The 17,814-nt window shown below is 62.6% G+C and carries 15 protein-coding genes; 6 read left to right on the top strand and 9 right to left on the bottom strand.

The features are described 5' to 3' along the window. Positions 1–35 precede the first annotated feature (35 nt). A complete protein-coding gene (locus tag AC2FNZ_RS16785; protein ID WP_093964170.1) occupies positions 36–353 on the bottom strand; it encodes a DUF3775 domain-containing protein in 318 nt (105 codons plus the stop codon). An 87-nt stretch (positions 354–440) separates the two neighbouring features. Then, complete coding sequence (locus tag AC2FNZ_RS16780; protein ID WP_170341158.1) at positions 441–1,211, bottom strand: DUF1365 domain-containing protein; 771 nt, start codon at positions 1,209–1,211, stop codon at positions 441–443. Between the two features lie 150 nt (positions 1,212–1,361). Between AC2FNZ_RS16780 and AC2FNZ_RS16775 the strand changes: the two genes are divergently transcribed. The 3 genes from AC2FNZ_RS16775 to AC2FNZ_RS16765 are packed head-to-tail and all read left to right on the top strand — an operon-like array spanning position 1,362 to position 3,140. Continuing rightward, positions 1,362–2,018: a sigma-70 family RNA polymerase sigma factor gene (locus AC2FNZ_RS16775; RefSeq protein ID WP_174825133.1), complete on the top strand. Its 657-nt coding sequence runs from the start codon at positions 1,362–1,364 to the stop codon at positions 2,016–2,018. A 10-nt stretch (positions 2,019–2,028) separates the two neighbouring features. Continuing rightward, positions 2,029–2,679 carry a ChrR family anti-sigma-E factor gene (locus AC2FNZ_RS16770; protein WP_260063665.1) on the top strand — a complete coding sequence of 217 codons (651 nt, stop codon included), beginning with the start codon at positions 2,029–2,031 and terminating at the stop codon, positions 2,677–2,679. Between the two features lie 56 nt (positions 2,680–2,735). Further along, the gene (locus AC2FNZ_RS16765; protein ID WP_496841316.1) at positions 2,736–3,140 is read left to right on the top strand and encodes a hypothetical protein; all 405 of its coding nucleotides are present in this window, start codon (positions 2,736–2,738) and stop codon (positions 3,138–3,140) included. Between the two features lie 3 nt (positions 3,141–3,143). On the opposite strand, the gene AC2FNZ_RS16760 is transcribed toward AC2FNZ_RS16765, so the two are convergent. The 6 genes from AC2FNZ_RS16760 to AC2FNZ_RS16735 all read right to left on the bottom strand — a co-directional run bounded on the left by AC2FNZ_RS16760 (position 3,144) and on the right by AC2FNZ_RS16735 (position 10,473). After that, entirely contained in the window at positions 3,144–4,382 is a 1,239-nt protein-coding gene (locus AC2FNZ_RS16760; RefSeq protein WP_496841315.1) for a DNA recombination protein RmuC, read from the bottom strand. A gap of 57 nt (positions 4,383–4,439) precedes the next feature. After that, positions 4,440–6,296: a DNA mismatch repair endonuclease MutL gene (mutL, locus tag AC2FNZ_RS16755; RefSeq protein WP_496841314.1), complete on the bottom strand. Its 1,857-nt coding sequence runs from the start codon at positions 6,294–6,296 to the stop codon at positions 4,440–4,442. A gap of 282 nt (positions 6,297–6,578) precedes the next feature. Further along, positions 6,579–7,508 (bottom strand): metal ABC transporter permease, encoded by a 930-nt coding sequence (locus AC2FNZ_RS16750; protein WP_093964164.1) that lies wholly within the window; start codon positions 7,506–7,508, stop codon positions 6,579–6,581. Further along, on the bottom strand, positions 7,505–8,710 hold the full coding sequence (locus AC2FNZ_RS16745) for a metal ABC transporter permease (protein ID WP_093964163.1): 1,206 nt from the start codon (positions 8,708–8,710) through the stop codon (positions 7,505–7,507). Before AC2FNZ_RS16745 ends, AC2FNZ_RS16750 begins: the two co-directional genes overlap by 4 nt. Positions 8,711–8,713: 3 nt before the next feature. Further along, entirely contained in the window at positions 8,714–9,517 is an 804-nt protein-coding gene (locus AC2FNZ_RS16740) for a metal ABC transporter ATP-binding protein (RefSeq protein ID WP_093964162.1), read from the bottom strand. A gap of 2 nt (positions 9,518–9,519) precedes the next feature. Then, positions 9,520–10,473: a metal ABC transporter solute-binding protein, Zn/Mn family gene (locus AC2FNZ_RS16735; protein ID WP_496841313.1), complete on the bottom strand. Its 954-nt coding sequence runs from the start codon at positions 10,471–10,473 to the stop codon at positions 9,520–9,522. Between the two features lie 197 nt (positions 10,474–10,670). Here AC2FNZ_RS16735 and deoC point away from each other — a divergent pair, with 197 nt between their 5' ends. Genes deoC through AC2FNZ_RS16720 form a run of 3 tightly spaced genes read left to right on the top strand, consistent with a single transcriptional unit; the run spans position 10,671 to position 14,851 of the window. Further along, complete coding sequence (deoC, locus tag AC2FNZ_RS16730) at positions 10,671–11,669, top strand: deoxyribose-phosphate aldolase (RefSeq protein WP_170439170.1); 999 nt, start codon at positions 10,671–10,673, stop codon at positions 11,667–11,669. Between the two features lie 11 nt (positions 11,670–11,680). Further along, entirely contained in the window at positions 11,681–14,014 is a 2,334-nt protein-coding gene (locus AC2FNZ_RS16725; protein WP_496841312.1) for an aldehyde dehydrogenase family protein, read from the top strand. A 27-nt stretch (positions 14,015–14,041) separates the two neighbouring features. Next, entirely contained in the window at positions 14,042–14,851 is an 810-nt protein-coding gene (locus tag AC2FNZ_RS16720; RefSeq protein ID WP_496841311.1) for an SDR family oxidoreductase, read from the top strand. A gap of 69 nt (positions 14,852–14,920) precedes the next feature. Here AC2FNZ_RS16720 and AC2FNZ_RS16715 read toward each other — a convergent pair whose 3' ends face one another. Further along, positions 14,921–17,569 carry an AsmA family protein gene (locus tag AC2FNZ_RS16715; RefSeq protein WP_496841310.1) on the bottom strand — a complete coding sequence of 883 codons (2,649 nt, stop codon included), beginning with the start codon at positions 17,567–17,569 and terminating at the stop codon, positions 14,921–14,923. Positions 17,570–17,814 lie beyond the last annotated feature (245 nt).

The following is a 17,814-nucleotide window of genomic DNA, read 5'->3' as shown; positions in this document are numbered from 1 at the left end:
AGCATAGCGCAGAAACACCGTGCGGGCGACCAAGTCTACATCAGGTCGTTCTCGACATCTTCGGCCGAGATGCCCAACGCGTCCAACCCGTTCTCAAGGTGGTCCGACAGATGCGGCGTGCCGATCAGGTAATCCGCACATGGCGTCGATGCCTCGGCCTTGGCCGTAGCGATCGCCTCGCTGAGGTCGTCCGGGAAAAAGCTTTCACGTCCAATCCACATGATCGCGACCAACTCGGCTTGCTCGTCCTCGTCCATGCGATCGATAAAAGCCCGCAGCTCGCCCTCGGCGCGATCCAGTTCGCGGCCCATCATGGCGACCTGGGCGACTTTGGTTGGCGAGATTTCCAGCATTGGTTTCAACTCCTCTGTCCGCAATTGGAGTCCATCTCAACCATTGCACAGCGCCTGCGTCCTTGATCTTGCGCAAACTGCAGATCGTCACTCGTGCGGGCGCGAGACGGGGTGAGATGGCACCGGTGCGGTGCGGAACGGTCGGAAGGTGGCCTTCTTGACCCACAGTTTCAGTGCCTGCCAGTGGATCAATGCAACCGCCCGCCGCGCGCCAAACGGGCGTCGCAGCAGCGAACGAAGGATCGCGCCATTGGTGAGAGGTTGCCGGATGCCCGTGAGCGTGGCAATCAAACCGCCCCCGTCGCGGCCGTAGTCGATCCAAACCCCGACCCGATCCGGGCGCAGGTCGAACCGGAAAGTGTAGGTGCCCTCGATCTTTTGAAAGGGCGAGACATGCATGACCTTGGTCGCGCAAATCCGGTCAGAAGGAGCGATCACGTCAAACCCCGGCTTGTGGCAGACATAGCTGTGCCGCGTTCCGTGAGTGTTGGTGACCTCGGCCACCACGGCAAACAGTGCGCCTGCGTCATTCAGGCAAAACCAGAAACTGACCGGGTTGAATACGTGGCCCAGCACCCGGGGTTGGGTCAGCAACAGAACCTGCGCGGGTTGGGGGATTTGCATCGCCCGCAGACTGTCGCGGAGCCACGGGGCACCCCGACCATCGCCAGGCACACCTCCATGATCGCGGGTCCGCCAGCCGGTGAGGTTGGGTCTATCTACCGAAAACAATGCGGGCGTTTCCGCCGCCTGTTCGGGATCCAGCAGGATGTAGTCGACCGAGTAGCGAAAGGCGTTCTCGATGGCACCTTTCCTTCCGTGAAAGGTATGGGCCGGAACGAAGTCGATTTCTGGCATGGTCGGACTGATCTTTTCTAGCGGTCAACATTCTGGATCGGCTGCGTTTTTCAGCGAACATCCATGATCATGATACGAAAAAAACGCGCGACCGGATCAAAAATCTCGGGCAGGCGTGATCCGACTTGGGTGCGGCACCGTAATACAGTTATGTTTACCGAGATGGACACCGTTGTTCCGGACGATGTCGCGACCGCCCCGGCGGCGCGGCCGGCTGGGCGCGGCACGAAACGAACCAAGGGATCGTCGGTGAACGGCACGAAGAATAATGGCGCGGCAAGATGCGAGTGGGTGTCCCACGTCCAACGCATCCGGCAGTCGCAGGATCAGGCGGCGTTTGCCGAGCTGTTCCAACACTTTGCCCCTCGGGTCAAAGCGTTCCTGATCCGGTCGGGTTCGGACGCGACGTTGGCCGAGGAGTGCGCGCAGGAAGTCATGGCCACCTTGTGGCACAAGGCGCATCTGTTTGATCCGTCACGGGCTACCGTGGCTACATGGGTCTTTACTATCGCGCGGAACAAACGCATCGACGCCATTCGCAAACAGCGGCGTCCTGAACCGGAAGAACTGACATGGGGTCCCGAAGCGGAACCCGAACAGGAAGACGTAATCGCGCTGCAACAGGAAACGGCGCAACTGAAAACGGCCCTGCTGCAATTGCCCGAGGCACAGCGGGAACTGATCGAGAAGGCGTATTTTGGTGACCTGAGCCATCGCGAGATCGCTTCGCAGACCGGGCTTCCGTTGGGCACCATCAAATCGAGAATTAGGCTGGCGCTGGACCGCTTGCGCCACGCGATGAACTGAGATGATAGAGATGAGCAAAGAGATCAAACATCACCTGACGGACGACCTGCTGATGGCCTACGCCTCGGGCACACTGCCCGAAGCGTTCGACCTGATGGTCGCGACCCACCTGTCCCTGTGCGACCATTGTCGCGCCCGCGCTGAGAGTTATGACGCGGTGGGCGGACACATGCTTGAGGACCAGGTCGAAGCCGCACCTTTGTCCGCGGATGCCCTGTCATCGACAATGGCTCTGATCGCGCAGGGTGCTCCGACCCCCAAGCCCGCGCGCGCGAAATGCGACGTGCTGCCGGCACCGTTGCAGGATTACGTCGGCGGCGATGTGCACAGCATTCGCTGGAAGCCGATTGGCATGGGCGTCAAGCAGGCCATTCTGCCAACATCGCGCGACGCTACGGCGCGCCTGTTGTTCATCCCGGCCGGTGCGGCGGTACCGGACCACGGCCACAAGGGCATGGAACTGACCATGGTTCTGCAAGGCGCGTTTTCCGACGAGGTGGATCATTTCGCCCGCGGCGATGTCGAGATTGCAGACGAGGATCTGGAACACACACCCGTGGCCGACATGTCCGAGGACTGCATCTGCCTGGCCGTGACCGACGCTCCGCTGAAGTTCAACAGCCTGATCCCACGATTGGTGCAGCCCTTCCTGCGAATCTGAACGGCCCCTCAGTTGTGCTAGGCTTGGAGCCGGGAATCACCGGGAGGATATGCAGAATGTTGAAACAAGCTCTGGCAGCCCTGTTCATTGCCGTTGTGGCCCTGCCGGCCTCGGCCCAAAGGACGGCCGAGGTGAAATTCCAGCCCGGAAACTTCGGCACAATGGTCAACGGCACCATTACGGGTGATGAATATTTCGACTACGTGCTGGGTGCGAAAGGCGGGCAGGAATTGTTTGCCGAACTTCAGGTCAGTGATACCAACGGCAGCGGCGTAGTCTATTTCAACATCTTGCCGCCGGGCAGCGACGGGGTAGCGATCTACAACGGCTCGATCGAGGGCACCACCGCCCGCATCAACCTGCCCGAGGATGGGAATTATACTATCCGCGTCTACCTGATGGGCAACGACCGGGATACCGGCAAGACCGTCGGCTACAATCTGGACCTGTCGATCCAGTAGGCCTCAGCCCTCGGACTTGCCCAGCGGCACCACGTTGGCGTGGTCCTCGGGGGCCAATTCCTCGAAATCGAAATTGTCCAGCCGCTGCGCGCGGCGACCGGCCTTTTCGGCGCTGATCTTGATTTCCGAGATATCCTTGGCCGCCTGTCCAAAGTGACGATCCAAGTTGCCGACCCGTTCTCCGAGGCGTTCCACATCCTTGTGCAGCAGGCCAAGCTCCTTGCGGATCGCGCCCGCCTGTTCGCGCATCCGCGCGTCCTTGAGGATGGCCCGCATCGTGTTCAGCGTGGCCATGCAGGTGGTCGGCGAGACGATCCAGACCCGTTTCGAGAAACTCTCCTGCACCAGTTCGGGGAACTTGGCGTGCAACTCGGCATAGACAGCCTCGGAGGGCAGGAACATCAGCGCCCCGTCGGCGGTTTCACCATCCAGGATGTACTTGGTCGAGATGTCTGTGATGTGCTTGCGCACCGTGCTGCGGAACATCTGCACCGCCGCCTTCAACTCCATGTCATTGCCCGCGCCCACCAGCGCCTCGTAGGCCTCCAGCGGGAACTTGCTGTCGATCACGATGGGGCCCGGCGGGTTGGGCAGGCGGATCAGGCAGTCGGCGCGTTTGCCGTTCGACAGGGTCGCCTGCAGCACATAGCTGTCCGAGGGCAGCGCCTTGGACACGATGTCGTTCAACTGGATCTCGCCGAAGGCACCGCGGGTCTGCTTGTTCGACAGGATGTCCTGCAGCGACAGCACGTCGCCCGACAGCTTGGTGATGTTGTCCTGCGCCTTGTCGATGGCGGCCAGACGCTCTTGCAGCTGGGTCAGCGAGGTCGCTGTCTGCTTCGACGACCCATGCAGGGTTTCCTTCATCCGCTCCTGCATCTCGGCCAGCGCGCGGGCGGATTTCATGGCGTTGTCGGCCAGCCGGTCGTTCATCTGCTGCTGCACCGCCGACAGCCGCGCCTCGACCGTCTGGATCACCTGCACCTGCGCATTGGCCTGCGTGTCCGAGACATGCTGCAACCCGCCGCGCAATTGCTCCTGCCCCTGCCCCAACTGCTGCACATGCTGGCCCAGATAGGCCAGCTGCTGCGTCAGCGGCTCGGCCATCCGGGCCGAGCGGTTGGCCGCGCGCAGGGCCAGGAACAGCAGAACGAGGATCAGCAGAACCACCCCCGCCCCGATCAGGGCGGCCATCACCATGGGATCGTTCAGTGAATATTGGGTGCCTGCGATTTCTATCATCTCAACCTGCGCGTTCTTGTTTTGTTTCTTCTTTTCTACCGCCGACCGGCGGCCGGATCAACTGCGGCCGAACAAGCGCTCGATATCGCTCAGCTTCAGTTCCACGTAAGTCGGCCGCCCGTGGTTGCACTGGCCCGAATGGGGCGTGGCCTCCATCTCGCGCAGCAGGGCGTTCATCTCTTCGGCGCGCATCCGGCGGCCCGAGCGGACCGAGCCATGGCAGGCCACGCGGCTGAGGATCGCCTCGATCCGCGCCTGCACCGTCTGGCTTTCGCCGTGATCGGCCAGCTCGTCCAGGATATCCAGGATCATCGCCCGCGCGTTGACCTCGCCCAGAATGGCCGGGGTTTCCCGCACCGCCACCGCGCCGCCGCCGAAGGGCTCGATGGTCAGGCCCAGGCGCGACAGGTCATCGGCCACCGCGATCAGGCGGGCGCAGTCGCCCTCGGACAGTTCGACGATCTCGGGGATCAGCAGCGCCTGCGCGGCCACACCGTTCTCGGCCATCTGTGTCTTGAGTTTCTCATAGACCAGCCGTTCATGCGCGGCGTGCTGGTCCACGATCACCATGCCGTCGGCGGTCTGGGCGATGATGTAGTTTTCATGCACCTGACCGCGCGCCGCCCCCAGGGGCAGATGCTCGGGCGGCGTCTGGTCGGGCTGCGCGGGCTCGGCCACGGGCTCGACCACGCTGCCGCTGTAGGCCTTGGCAAGATCGGCAAAGCCAGGTGCCTGCGCCTGATAGGCCATGGCCCGTGTCGCGGGCGAGGGCCGGTCCATCTGATAGACCCGCGCGGGTGCCACCGGGGCCGGTTCGGGCCGCATCGCACCCAGCGTCGCGTTGGCCACGGTGGTCGAGGCGCGGTGCCCCGCTTCGGCCAGCGCGTGCCGCAGGCTCGAGACGATCAGCCCCCGCGCCACGCCGGGATCGCGGAACCGCACCTCGGATTTCGCGGGGTGCACGTTCACGTCCACCAGCGTTGGCTCGCAGTCGATGAACAGCGCCGCCGCCGGGTGGCGGTCGCGGCTGAGGAAATCGAAATAGGCGGCGCGCAAGGCCCCGGTCAGCATCTTGTCGCGCACCGGGCGGCCGTTGACGAACAGGAACTGCGCCACTGCTGCCCCGCGCGAATAGGTGGGCAGGGCCGCGTAACCATAGAGCCGGATCCCCTCGCGGGTGGCGTCGATTTGTAAGGCATTCTCGGCAAACTCGCGCCCCATAACGCGGGCCAGCCGGGCGTGCAGCGCGTCGAACAGGTCTCCGTTTTCGCGGTCGGCGCGGAACACCACGCGCCCCTCGCCCCCGCCCGAGACATCGAGCAGGGTGAAGGTGATGGACGGTTCCGCCATGGCCAGCCGCTTGACCGTGTCCGAGATCGCCTGCGCCTCGGCCCGGTCGGTGCGCATGAATTTCAGCCGCGCGGGCGTGGCATAGAACAGGTCGCGCAGCTCGACCACGGTGCCCGCCCGCAGGGCGGCGGGCTTGACGCCCTCCATCTTGCCGCCGGCCACGCGGATCTGGGCTGCCTCGGCCCCCGGCGCGCGGCTGGTGATGGTCAGACGCCCAACCGCGCCCAACGAGGGCAGCGCCTCGCCGCGGAACCCGAAGGTGTGGATGTTGAGCAGGTCAGACCCGTCGATCTTGGAGGTCGCGTGGCGCGACAAGGCCAGCGGCAGATCCTCGGGCGCGATGCCGCACCCGTCGTCGGTGACGCGAATCAAGGTCTTGCCGCCATCGGCGATGTCTATGGCGATCCGGGTCGCTCCGGCGTCGATGGCGTTCTCCACCAGTTCCTTGACGGCCGAGGCCGGGCGTTCGACCACTTCGCCGGCGGCGATGCGGTTGATCGCGGCCTCGTCGAGTTGCCGGATTACCGGGCGATTTTCGCTGATATTGGGGTTTGCCTGCGCCATACCGCTAGACCTAGCACAATCGCACACGATTCTGCCACCGGTTTACGCTGCTTTGGTATAGGGGGTCGGATCGCCCGGCCAATCGAGATGCGCAACCCGAATTGGTTGCCAAAAGTTTCACGATTGCCCGGGCGATCCGTGGTGAGTGGTGGTCATTAACTGTGTAATGGCGCGGTGTCTAACACGGTGCGTTGGACAAATCTGCTTAAGGTTCGCTTGCCCCGTATCGTGGGCAAAGTTTGGCCGATCACCGACCGGAGCGGGTGGCGGGAACAGGCCGGATCAGCCCGGACCCGGCGCCGCTGCGCGCATCCGGCAGGGGCCAAACACGGCCGCGATAGCCAGAATCAGGCCGGACATGGTGGCAATCATCCCGGCCGCACTGACGGCGTCCGATCCGCCCAACCACAACGGGCCATATCCAGCCAGGATATACCCGGACACGGCGGACAGGATGGCGAAGACAACACTCCAGGCAATCTGGGTCTCAAGCCGGTCGGTCATCATCCGGGCGGCGGCCGGCGGGCAGATGAACATTGCGATCACGATGATCGAGCCGACGGCATCAAACGCGGCCACGGCTGCAATCGCCGCCGCAATCACCAGCGCCATTCCCAGCGCCCCGGTTCGAATTCCGATCGTCCGGGCAAAGCCTTCGTCGAATGTCGAGATCTTGAGCGGCCGCCAGAATAGCCAGACGAACAGGCTGACACCCACCAATGTTAGGGCGATCCGAGCAAGCTCGGGTGGCAGGCCGGCCAGCGCAACCGGATCCAGCAGCGAGGACCAGCCGGTCGCGTCGAGCCAGATCAGGCTTTCCAGGCTGCCATAGAGTGCGTGCTCGACATCCAAATGAACGCTCGAGGTATCGGTCTGCTCCAACAGCAGCACCCCTCCGGCGAACATGGTGGTGAATACGACGCCCATTGCGGCGCCCGGTTCTATCTGGCCCAACCTCCGGATGGTCTCGATCAGCACAACGGCGACAACCGCCGCACCGGCGGCGCCCAGCATCATCGGCCAAGTCGAGATCGCGCCGGTGACGAGAAAGGCCACGACGATTCCGGGCAGAACCACATGGCTGATGGCGTCGCCGATCAGTGCCTGTTTGCGGAGTACAAGGAAGTTCCCGGGCAATGCGCAGGCGATGGCCGCGAAAGTCCCGATCAGCAGAGGCGTCAAGGACAGGGGAACGAACTCTTCACCGCTCATGGGCGAACCTCCCGTGGTCCGCCGATGCGGCGGTCAATGTCGCCGATCTGGTCCCGGGTCAGAACGGTTTCGATGTCGCGTAACCCGTCATACAGGGCAGCGGCTGCCTCGTGCGCATTGTCGGCGCGTACGATTTCCCAGCGTTTCTCGTCGCGCAGCGCCTTGGCCGCCTGCGCTCTGCCCGCATCCGTAGCCACCCCGTCGGGCCGGGCCAGTCCAGCCTGACGCAGCAGGCGCAAAGTGTAGGGCTCATAGATGTTCTGGCCTTGCGCAAGCGCCAGCAACCCCTGACGGATGTGAACCCGCCGCTGGAACCGCAGATGCCGCACGATCGCGGCCAACACGCCGCGCACCGGAGCAAGAAACAGAGATACGACAAAAAAGCCAAAGCTGAACAGGACGATGATCGGTCCGGTCGGCAAGTTGGGCGCCGAGGCGGACACCGCCGCACCCAGATAGCCCGACAACCCGCCGATGACCCCAGACAACAGCACCACATGGTCGGACCGGTCCGACCAGAACCGCGCCGTGACCGCGGGTATGATCAGCAAAGCCACGATCAGGATCAATCCGACGATCTTCAGCCCGACAACCGTGACCGCCATGACAAGCCCCATCATCGCAAGGTCGATGCGATGCACGGGCAGCCCCAAGGCGGCCGCATATTCGGAATCGAACGCCACCATCATCATGGGGCGGCGGATGATCATGACGAGCAGCAGCGTTGCAGCGCCGCCGATCGCGATGATCAGAGCGTCAGACCACAGCATCCCGGCCGTCGAGCCCAGCAAGAACCCCTCAAGCCCGGCCTGTCGGCCCACCCCCATGGTCTGGATGATTGTCAGCAGAACGATACCGAAGCCGAAGAAGACCGACAGGACCGCCCCGATCGCCGCGTCCTCGGCCAGACGGGTGCGGCGGATCAGCCAGTTCATGCACAACAGACCCACGGCGGCCGAAATCGCCGAGCCGCTCAGCAGTCCGATCAGGTTTCGCCCGGTTCCGCCCAGCGCCACCAAAACCATAAAGGCGATGCAGACGCCCGGAAGGGTCGCGTGGCTGATGGCGTCACTGACCAGCGCCCGCTTGCGCAGAAACAGGAAGGTGCCTGTCACGCCAGCCGAAAAACCAAGCAGCGTGGCCCCGATGGCAACCAAGGTGGCGTTGTACCCCAATTGCAGGGTCAGTGCGTCCCACAGCATGTGTCAGCCCGCAGCGCCCGAGATCTGGTCGATCTGGGCGGTGGCCAGCCGGCCTCCATACGCGGCTTGAAGAGTCTCGGCGGTAAAGGCCTGCTCCACCGGGCCCTCGGCGACCTTGCGGGTATTGATCAGGAACACGTGGTCGAAATAATCCGTGACCGTGGCAAGGTCATGGTGGACCACGACCACCGTCTTGCCGGCTTCCCTAAGGGACTTGAGGACCGAGATGATGGCTTTTTCGGTGGCGGCATCGACCCCGGCAAACGGTTCATCCAGCAGGTACAGATCGGCATCCTGAGCCAGTGCGCGCGCCAGGAACACCCGTTGCTGCTGACCACCCGAAAGCTGGCCGATCTGGCGGTCCGCAAACTCATGCATCCCGACCCGATGCAGACACTCCATCGCGTGGGCCATGTGTCGCATCCGGACCCGGCCCAGCAAGCCCAGTTCCCGCGACAGGCCCATCAGGACCACATCGATGACCCGCGTCGGGAAATCCCAATCGACGCTGGCGCGCTGCGGCACATAGGCGATACGGGCCCGCTGCCGGTCCAACGCCTTGCCGAACACCAGCACCTGGCCTGACAGCGGCTTGACGATACCCAGCGCCGCCTTGAGCAGCGTCGATTTGCCAGCGCCGTTCGGTCCGATGATGGCCGTCATGGCCCCGGGCTGCACCGTCATATCTACCGAGAAAATGGCCGGTTTCTGGCCGTAGGATACCGTCATCCCCCGGATCACAAGCGGGCTGTCCTGCACCGTCAGGTCCCCGTTTGATGCCGATTTTCCAGCCGCAAGCTCCAACATGGTCAGAGCCCCGCCGACAGTTTGCCGGACATGCCGCGTTCGGGCACATCCGCACCCAGGCCCCGTGCAATGACCGTGATGTTGTGATCCAGCATCCCGATATAGGTGCCCTCATAGGTACCCGGCTCGCCCATGGCGTCCGAATACAACTCACCCCCGACCGAGACGGTATGACCCTTCGCCGCCGCACCCTCGATCAACGCCCGCATCGACCGATCCGAAACCGAACTTTCCACAAAGACGGCGGTCAGGTTGCGCGCGACCAAAGTGTTGACCAATTCTCCGATCCGGTTCAGCCCCGCCTCGGACTGGGTCGAGATACCCTGGATCCCCAACACTTCGAACCCGAATTCCTCGCCGAAATAGGCAAAGGCGTCATGGGCGGTGACCAGCACCCGGTTGTCTTTGGGCACCTGGGCCAGCACCTTTTTCCCATAAGCGTTCAACTGATCGATTTCAGCCAGAAAACGCTGGGCGTTGGCGGCGAAATAAGCGGCGGAGTCTGGCCGCACGTCGGTCAGCGCTTTCTGCACCTCGACCACGACGTCTTTCCACAAAACCGGGCTCATCCACACATGCGGATCGTATTTGTCGGCATAGTCGGCATGCGCACGCAGTTTCGACTTGTCGATGGCATCCGCCACGGCAACGACTTTGCGTTTGCGCCCAAGGTCGTGGAAGAAGTCTTCCATCTGCGCCTCAAGATACAAGCCGTGCCACAAGACCAGGTCGGCCCTTGTCGCGGCAACGATATCGCTGCGGGTCTGGCGATAGCCGTGCGGGTCGACTCCGGGCCCCATCAGCCCTTTGACTTCGACCTGATCACCGCCAACCTGCTGCACGGCGTCCGCAATCATTCCGGTCGTCGCCACGACCTTCAACGGCGCCTCGGCCCACGCCGCCAAGGGCAGCGAGGCACCGAGAGCAAGGGCAAGAAGAAAACTGCGGCGAATCATATGTGACCTCGTTCCGAGTACCAGTTGAGAATGAATATGCGAACCATTCGCAACTAAGTCAACCATGCTGCGAATTACTCGCAAGAAAAAGCCGGATTTGTCCAATTGGTCAAAAAAGTGGCCAAAGGCGTCCGGTTTGCCTTTCCTTTGGCTGTTTCCCGTGCGATTTTGGCGCAAACCTCCCAAAGGACGTGACAATGGATACGCAGAGCTCAGAAAGCCCCGTGCGCACCGCGCATCTGCCGCAAGTGACCGAGCCCCGAAATCCCGGCATGGATCTGGACCTGGACTGGGTGCGCGCCGTGCAGGCCAACACCTCGGCCATTGAACGCCGCGCCGCGACCCTGCCCGGGCGCCGGTCGGTCAAGAAAGAGCATCAGGCCGCGTGGCTGCTGAAGGCGATCACCATGATCGACCTGACCACCCTTTCGGGCGATGATACCGAGGGCCGCGTGCGCCGCCTGTGCGCCAAGGCCCGCCAGCCCGTGTCACCTGCGCTGCTCAAGGCGCTGGACATGCCGCCGATCACCACCGGCGCGGTCTGTGTCTATCACGACATGATCGAAACGGCGGTGGATGCGCTGACAGGCACCGGCATTCCGGTCGCGGCCGTGTCCACCGGCTTTCCGGCGGGTCTGTCACCCTTTCACCTGCGCGTGGCCGAGATCGAGGAAAGCGTAAAGGCCGGGGCCGAGGAGATCGACATCGTGATCTCGCGCCGCCATGTGCTGAAGGGCGACTGGCAGGCGCTCTATGACGAGATGAAGGCGTTTCGCGCCGCCTGCGGCGATGCGCATGTAAAGGCCATCCTCGCCACCGGCGAGCTGGGCAGCCTGCGCAATGTGGCGCGCGCCTCGCTGGTCTGCATGATGGCGGGGGCGGATTTCATCAAGACCTCGACCGGCAAGGAAAGCGTCAACGCCACCCTGCCCGTGTCGCTGGTGATGATCCGGGCGATCCGTGACTATTTCGACCGCACCGGCTATCGCGTGGGCTACAAGCCCGCGGGCGGGATTTCCAAGGCCAAGGATGCGCTGGTCTACCTGTCGCTGATCAAGGACGAGCTGGGCGACCGCTGGCTGCAACCCGACCTGTTCCGGTTCGGCGCGTCGTCGTTGCTGGGCGATATCGAGCGGCAGTTGGAACATTTCGTCACCGGGGCATACTCGGCCGGATACCGGCACCCGATGGGCTGAGGACAGGAACAATGACAGTCAAAGAGATTTTCGAGACCATGGAATACGGACCCGCCCCGGAAAGTGCCGCCGAGGCCCTGGCATGGCTGGTCGATCAGGGCGACAAGTTCGGCCATTTCATCGACGGCGCCTTCACCAAGCCCGGCCAAGGGTTTGAAAGCCGCAACCCGGCCACGGGCGAGGTTCTGGCCAAGCTGACTCAGGCCACCCAAGCCGATGTGGACGCCGCCGTGGCCGCCGCCCGCAAGGCGCAACCCAAATGGGAAAAGCTGGGCGGCCCGGCCCGCGCCCGTTACCTCTATGCCATCGCGCGGCTGATCCAGAAGCATGCCCGCCTGTTCGCAGTGCTGGAAACGCTGGACAACGGCAAGCCGATCCGGGAATCGCGCGACATCGACGTTCCTCTGGTGCAGCGGCATTTCTACTATCACGCAGGCATGGCCCAGCTGATGGAAGCCGAGCTGCCCGACGCGCAGGCGCTGGGGGTCTGCGGCCAGATCATCCCGTGGAACTTCCCGCTGCTGATGCTGGCGTGGAAGGTGGCCCCGGCGCTGGCCATGGGCAACACGGTGGTTCTGAAGCCGGCCGAATACACCTCGCTGACCGCGCTGCTGTTTGCCGATATCTGCATGCAGGCCGGTCTGCCCAAGGGCGTGGTCAACATCGTCACCGGCGACGGCGCGGTGGGCGAGATGATCGTGGCCGCGGACGTGGACAAGATCGCCTTTACCGGCTCGACGATCGTGGGGCGCCGCATCCGCGAGGCCACCGCCGGGTCTGGCAAGTCCCTGACGCTCGAGCTGGGGGGCAAGTCGCCCTATATCGTCTTTGACGATGCCGATATTGACAGTGCCATCGAAGGTCTGGTCGATGCGATCTGGTTCAACCAGGGCCAGGTCTGCTGCGCCGGTTCGCGCCTGCTGGTGCAGGAGGGCATCGCCGAGCGCTTCTATGCCAAGCTGCGCGCCCGCATGGACACGCTGCGCATCGGCAACCCGCTGGACAAATGTATCGACGTGGGTGCCGTGGTGGACCCGGCACAGCTGCAGACGATCAAGTCGATGGTCGAGGGCAACGCGGTGGGCCAGGTTTACCAGCCAGCCTGTGAGTTGCCCGCCAACGGCTGCTACTATCCGCCGACGCTGATCACCGGTCTCGAGACCTCGGACCCGCTGATGCAGGAAGAGATATTTGGCCCGGTTCTGGTCTCGTCGACCTTCCGCACCCCGGCCGAGGCGGTCGAGCTGGCCAACAACACCCGCTACGGGCTGGCCGCAACGGTCTGGACCGAGAACGTCAACCTTGCGCTGGACATCGCGCCCAAGCTGGTCGCGGGCGTGGTCTGGGTCAATGCCACCAACCTGTTCGACGCGGCCGCGGGCTTTGGCGGCGTGCGCGAAAGCGGCTTTGGCCGCGAAGGTGGCTGGGAAGGGCTGAGCGCCTATACCAAGCCCAAGGGCAAAGCCAAGCCGCTGGCCAAGATCGAACCCGTCGCGGGCGAAGGCGGCCCGGTCGATCCGGTCGACCGCACGGCCAAGCTGTATATCGGCGGCAAGCAGGCGCGGCCCGATGGCGGCTATTCCCGTGCGGTCTGGGGCAAGGCGGGGTTGCTGGGCCATGTGGGTCTGGCCAACCGCAAGGACGTGCGCAACGCGGTCGAGGCCGCGGCAGGCGCGGCGGGCTGGTCCAAGACCACCGGCCATCTGCGGGCGCAGATTCTGTATTACATCGGCGAGAACCTCTCGGCCCGCGCCGACGAGTTCGCGCATCGCATCGACGCGATGACCGGCCGCAAGGACGGCACGAAAGAGGTCGACGCCGCGATCCAGCGCCTGTTCACCGCCGCCGCCTGGGCCGACAAGTATGACGGCCAGGTGCATGGCGTTCCGATCCGGGGCGTGGCGATTGCGATGAAGGAACCGGTGGGCGTGATCGGCGCGCTTTGCGCTGACGAGGCGCCGCTGCTGGGTCTGGTCTCGGCCATGGCCCCGGCGATCGCGATGGGCAACCGGGTGGTTCTGGTGGCGTCCGAGCCCTATCCGCTGGCGGCGACCGATTTCTACCAGGTGCTGGACACCTCGGACGTGCCCGCAGGCGTGGTCAATATCCTGACGGGCAGCCATGAGGAGTTGGCCAAACCGCTGGCCTCGCATCTGAACGTGGATGCGGTCTGGTCCTTCTCGTCATCGGACCTGTCAGCGCAGATCGAGGTCGTCTCGGCCGGGAACCTGAAACGGACCTGGGTCAATAACGCGACGGCATTCGATTGGGGCATGGACCACACCCGCCGCTTCCTGCAGGCTGCGACCGAGATCAAGAACATCTGGGTGCCCTACGGCGAGTAGGGCCCCTTCCAAAGTGGGAGGCTCTACATGGACTTTGCAGGAAAGACGGTCGTCGTCATCGGCGGGACCAGCGGTATCAATCGGGGCATCGCCGAGGCCTTTGCGGCCTCGGACGCGAAACTGGCCGTGGCCAGCCGCTCGCAGGAGAAGGTGGACGACACCATCGCCGCGCTGAAGGCAGCCGGCGCGGCCGAGGTCATCGGCGCGGCCTTCGACGTGCGTGATGCCGAGGCGGTCGCGGCAGGGCTGCAACAATTCCACGCTGCGCTCGGTGATTTCGACGTGCTGGTTTCGGGGGCGGCGGGCAACTTTCCCGCGCTGATGGCGGAAATGTCGGTCAACGCCTTCCGCACCGTGGTCGAGATTGACCTGATGGGCACCGTGCATGTTCTGAAAGGCGCCTATCCCTATCTGAAACGGCCCGGCGGCAACATCATCAACATCTCGGCCCCGCAATCCTATCTGCCCTACGAGGGCCAGGCCCATGTCTGCGCGGCCAAGGCGGGGGTCGATCAGATCACCCGCACCCTGTCGATGGAATGGGGCGTGGAAGGCATACGGGTGAACTCGGTCGTGCCGGGTTTCATCGAAGGCACCGAAGGCGCCAAGCGTCTGGCCCCCACCCCCGACGCGGGCGAGCAGCTGCGCCGAGACGTGCCGCTGGGCCGCTGGGGCACCCCGCAAGACGTGGCCAACGCCTGTCTGTTTCTGGCCTCGGACATGGCCAGCTATATCAGCGGTACGGTTCTCGCCGTGGACGGGGCGCTGTATCAGCGCGGTTCGGGTCAGTTCGGCCAGATGATGGGGCAGATGCTGCGCAGCATGAAAAAGGGGTGATCCGCGTCCGACAGGCTCGGCCGGCCTTGCCGAACACAGGCAGGGCCGTGGCCGCTTGGCAAACCGCCCCTACTGCAACTGCAAGATATCCGGGATGCAGAGTTTTCTTTGTGCCGGCATCTGGTCTGCACCATCCGACCGCTTCAGCCTTTTCGGACCATCCTTGACTTTGACCTTGGGCTCAGCGAGCGCGCCCCTCAGGGTCACCGGCCACGGGCTGCGCGCAAGTGGGTCGCCGATTTTTCTTGGCTGGATGTTCAGATCCAACACTTTGTCCGTCAGGTCGACAGCGCCAAAGACGACGACCTGAACATGATCTGTTTCCAACGTCGTCTGTTTCGTCTCGATTTTTCCATTCGAAATACTGATCGGCGCGCGCAGGCACACGATTGGCGCCACTTTCTGTTTTTCCTTGGTAAATACCCAGGGAAGAATACCCAGCCCGGCCAGATCCAGAAGCTGGGTTTCGATCGAACCGTCGCGCATTGAAACCGTGGCATTGCCACTCATGGTGCCGACGAATTGCTTGACGGTGTCCGTGCCCCCCGTAACCGAGAAATCTGCATACACCGTACCGCTGGCGCCTTTCTTGAAGTTCAGGTTTTGCAGAAGGTCATCCAACTGCCATCCGCCCGCCTTTCCGGTCAGGGTCAGCAAATGCGCCTCATTCGAAAGATCCATTTGCCCGCTTACGTCAAAATGACCACCTCCGTATTCAAACTTCAGAGGTCCGGCCCGTAGCTCGTTTTCGTCCAGGGTCAGTTCGCTCTGCAGGCTGCTGATGCCCTTGGCGCCCTCAATGTGACGCAGGTCTATGTCGACATCTACATTCACACCCGACAGCAAAATGGCCCGCCCGATGGGTTTGAGGGTCACATCCCTCAACGGACCTGTGTCACCGTCGCCTTTCTCGGCATCTTCCTGCTCCGGCGGTGAACCACCTATCTTGCGCAGTTGGGCGGCCGCCTGAACGATGGTCCTGATTTGATCGATTTTTATCAGATCGCTCTCGATCGTCCCCTGCAGCACGGGATCGCTTGTTGCATCATCAAGATCCGCCGCGATTTTCAAGACCGACTCGGAAACCTCGACATTGGCATTGGCATTCCAATCGGTGCCTTCACTTACTAGGTCGATTTCAAGATGGGCCCGCCCGGTGTCCACCGGCTCCAGCGACAAGGCCTTCAGAAGGTCCGCGCCCGACGGAACATCCACATCGATCGCCAGATCCAGATTCTCGAACTTGAGGACATTTTCTACGGACCCGTGCACCTCCAGGTTCCAGACCTCGGTTTCGCTTGTCTGACCATCCAGATTGGTCAAAGCAAGCTGTTCGATGTTTCCGTCCAAATGAAAGTTTCCCGAAAACCTGCCAAGCTGGTCATCGGGGCCCAGCAGTTCGGGCGAGATCAGACTGCTTGCCGGAATATCAATCAAACCTTCGGCGGATACGCCCTGCAACTGCAACGCATCCTCGACCGAACCGGTCAGAATGATAAACGGATCGGCGGGGTTTCCGATCCTCAAATTGATGTTGCCCACGCTCAGGGCGCCTTCGGGCGTTCTGGCAAGCTCGGAGAATTTGATCGGCGGCGGGCCCTCACCAGAGGTGTCCAAGGTGAAACCGTTCGTCTTGATGACCATCTGCCGTTGCGGGACCTGTCCCGGGACACTGTCGATGACCATATCCACAGCGATAAGCTTGAGGTCATACCGCGAGGCAGCCGGAGCCGGCTCGGCATCCTCTGCATACAGGCGAATGCGGGTCGTCAGAGAAACATCTTCCGGATTGCCTAATTCCCCAATTTGTCCGGTGACGGAAAGGCTTTGGCCACCATCCAGCTCGGCCAGAACAGACAGGTCATCAATCCGTGCGACGCCATCTGCCAGCTTGAATGTTGCACCAACACTGCCCGAACCCTCCAACACGCGGTTGAGTTGCAGGACATCGAGCAGTTGACCCAACTGATCGACCTCGAGGGTCGTCTTGACCTGAAGGCCGGTCTCCACAGGAATCTGTTGGGCTTCGACCGAAATCTGATCAAAGTTCAATGCCACTTGGAACGGGTCCTGGGGCGGGAACATGCCCTTCAGGTCAAAACTCTGACCGTTGAGCGACCCCGCTCCGACCGCCGAGGCAACATCGGTTTCGGCATCGCGCTGCAAAACCAGTTCTGGAAGCTGCAAATCCAGTCCTATGCCGTTCAGGTCGTTTTGATAAAGTACAGTGACATCCTTCAGGTCGATCGTGCGATCCGTCAGAATTCCGGCCAAAGGCTGGGGCGGGCGTTCCGAAGTCTTGTCGGTTTCGGCCCCGGCGCGCGAAAAGGACTGCCAGTTGGTCACGCCTTCTTCGTCTGTGATCAGGTTCAGATGAACTCCCGACACTGAAAGATTGCTCACCGACAGCTGGCTGTTCCACAGGTCCCGTGCAGATACTTCGAACTCGATCTGATCAATCGCTGCCAGATCCGCCTCGGCCTTCTGCGTTGCGGGCAGAACCAGTCCAGCTGCTGATACCTGCAACTGACGGCCAAGGCCCAAACGCACCTCATCCTCAATCAAGACCTGCTGGCCCAGCTTCTTTGAGATCAGGTTCTCAACGAAACTGGTCCGCACCGACGAAAACAAAGCGGACGACAGAAACAGCCAAGCCGCGGCAAAAACCACAAGCGCGACCGCGCAACAGATCAAGACACCTTTGACAATTATTCGCACGTTATCCCTCAGCGTCCCGATTCAGCATGTGATTACCCTAGAGCATTTATCCATCATGTTAATGGAATACATGTTTCGCACGCCTTCTCAGGCCACGAAATCGCCATTGCCCTGGCCAACTCACCCTTTGGATTCACACAATCATCCAATTACTGCTATACGTGAATTCTTTTGCGAATGAGGGCATGATGAATTCACTGACCAGAATAACGCGTGGGATAGGCGTCGCTTTCAAGGACGGCAGA

Source organism: Ruegeria sp. SAZA006 (assembly GCF_059613465.1).
Note: the sequence above shows the minus strand (reverse complement) of the source record. Positions and strands in the feature narration are given on the sequence as shown.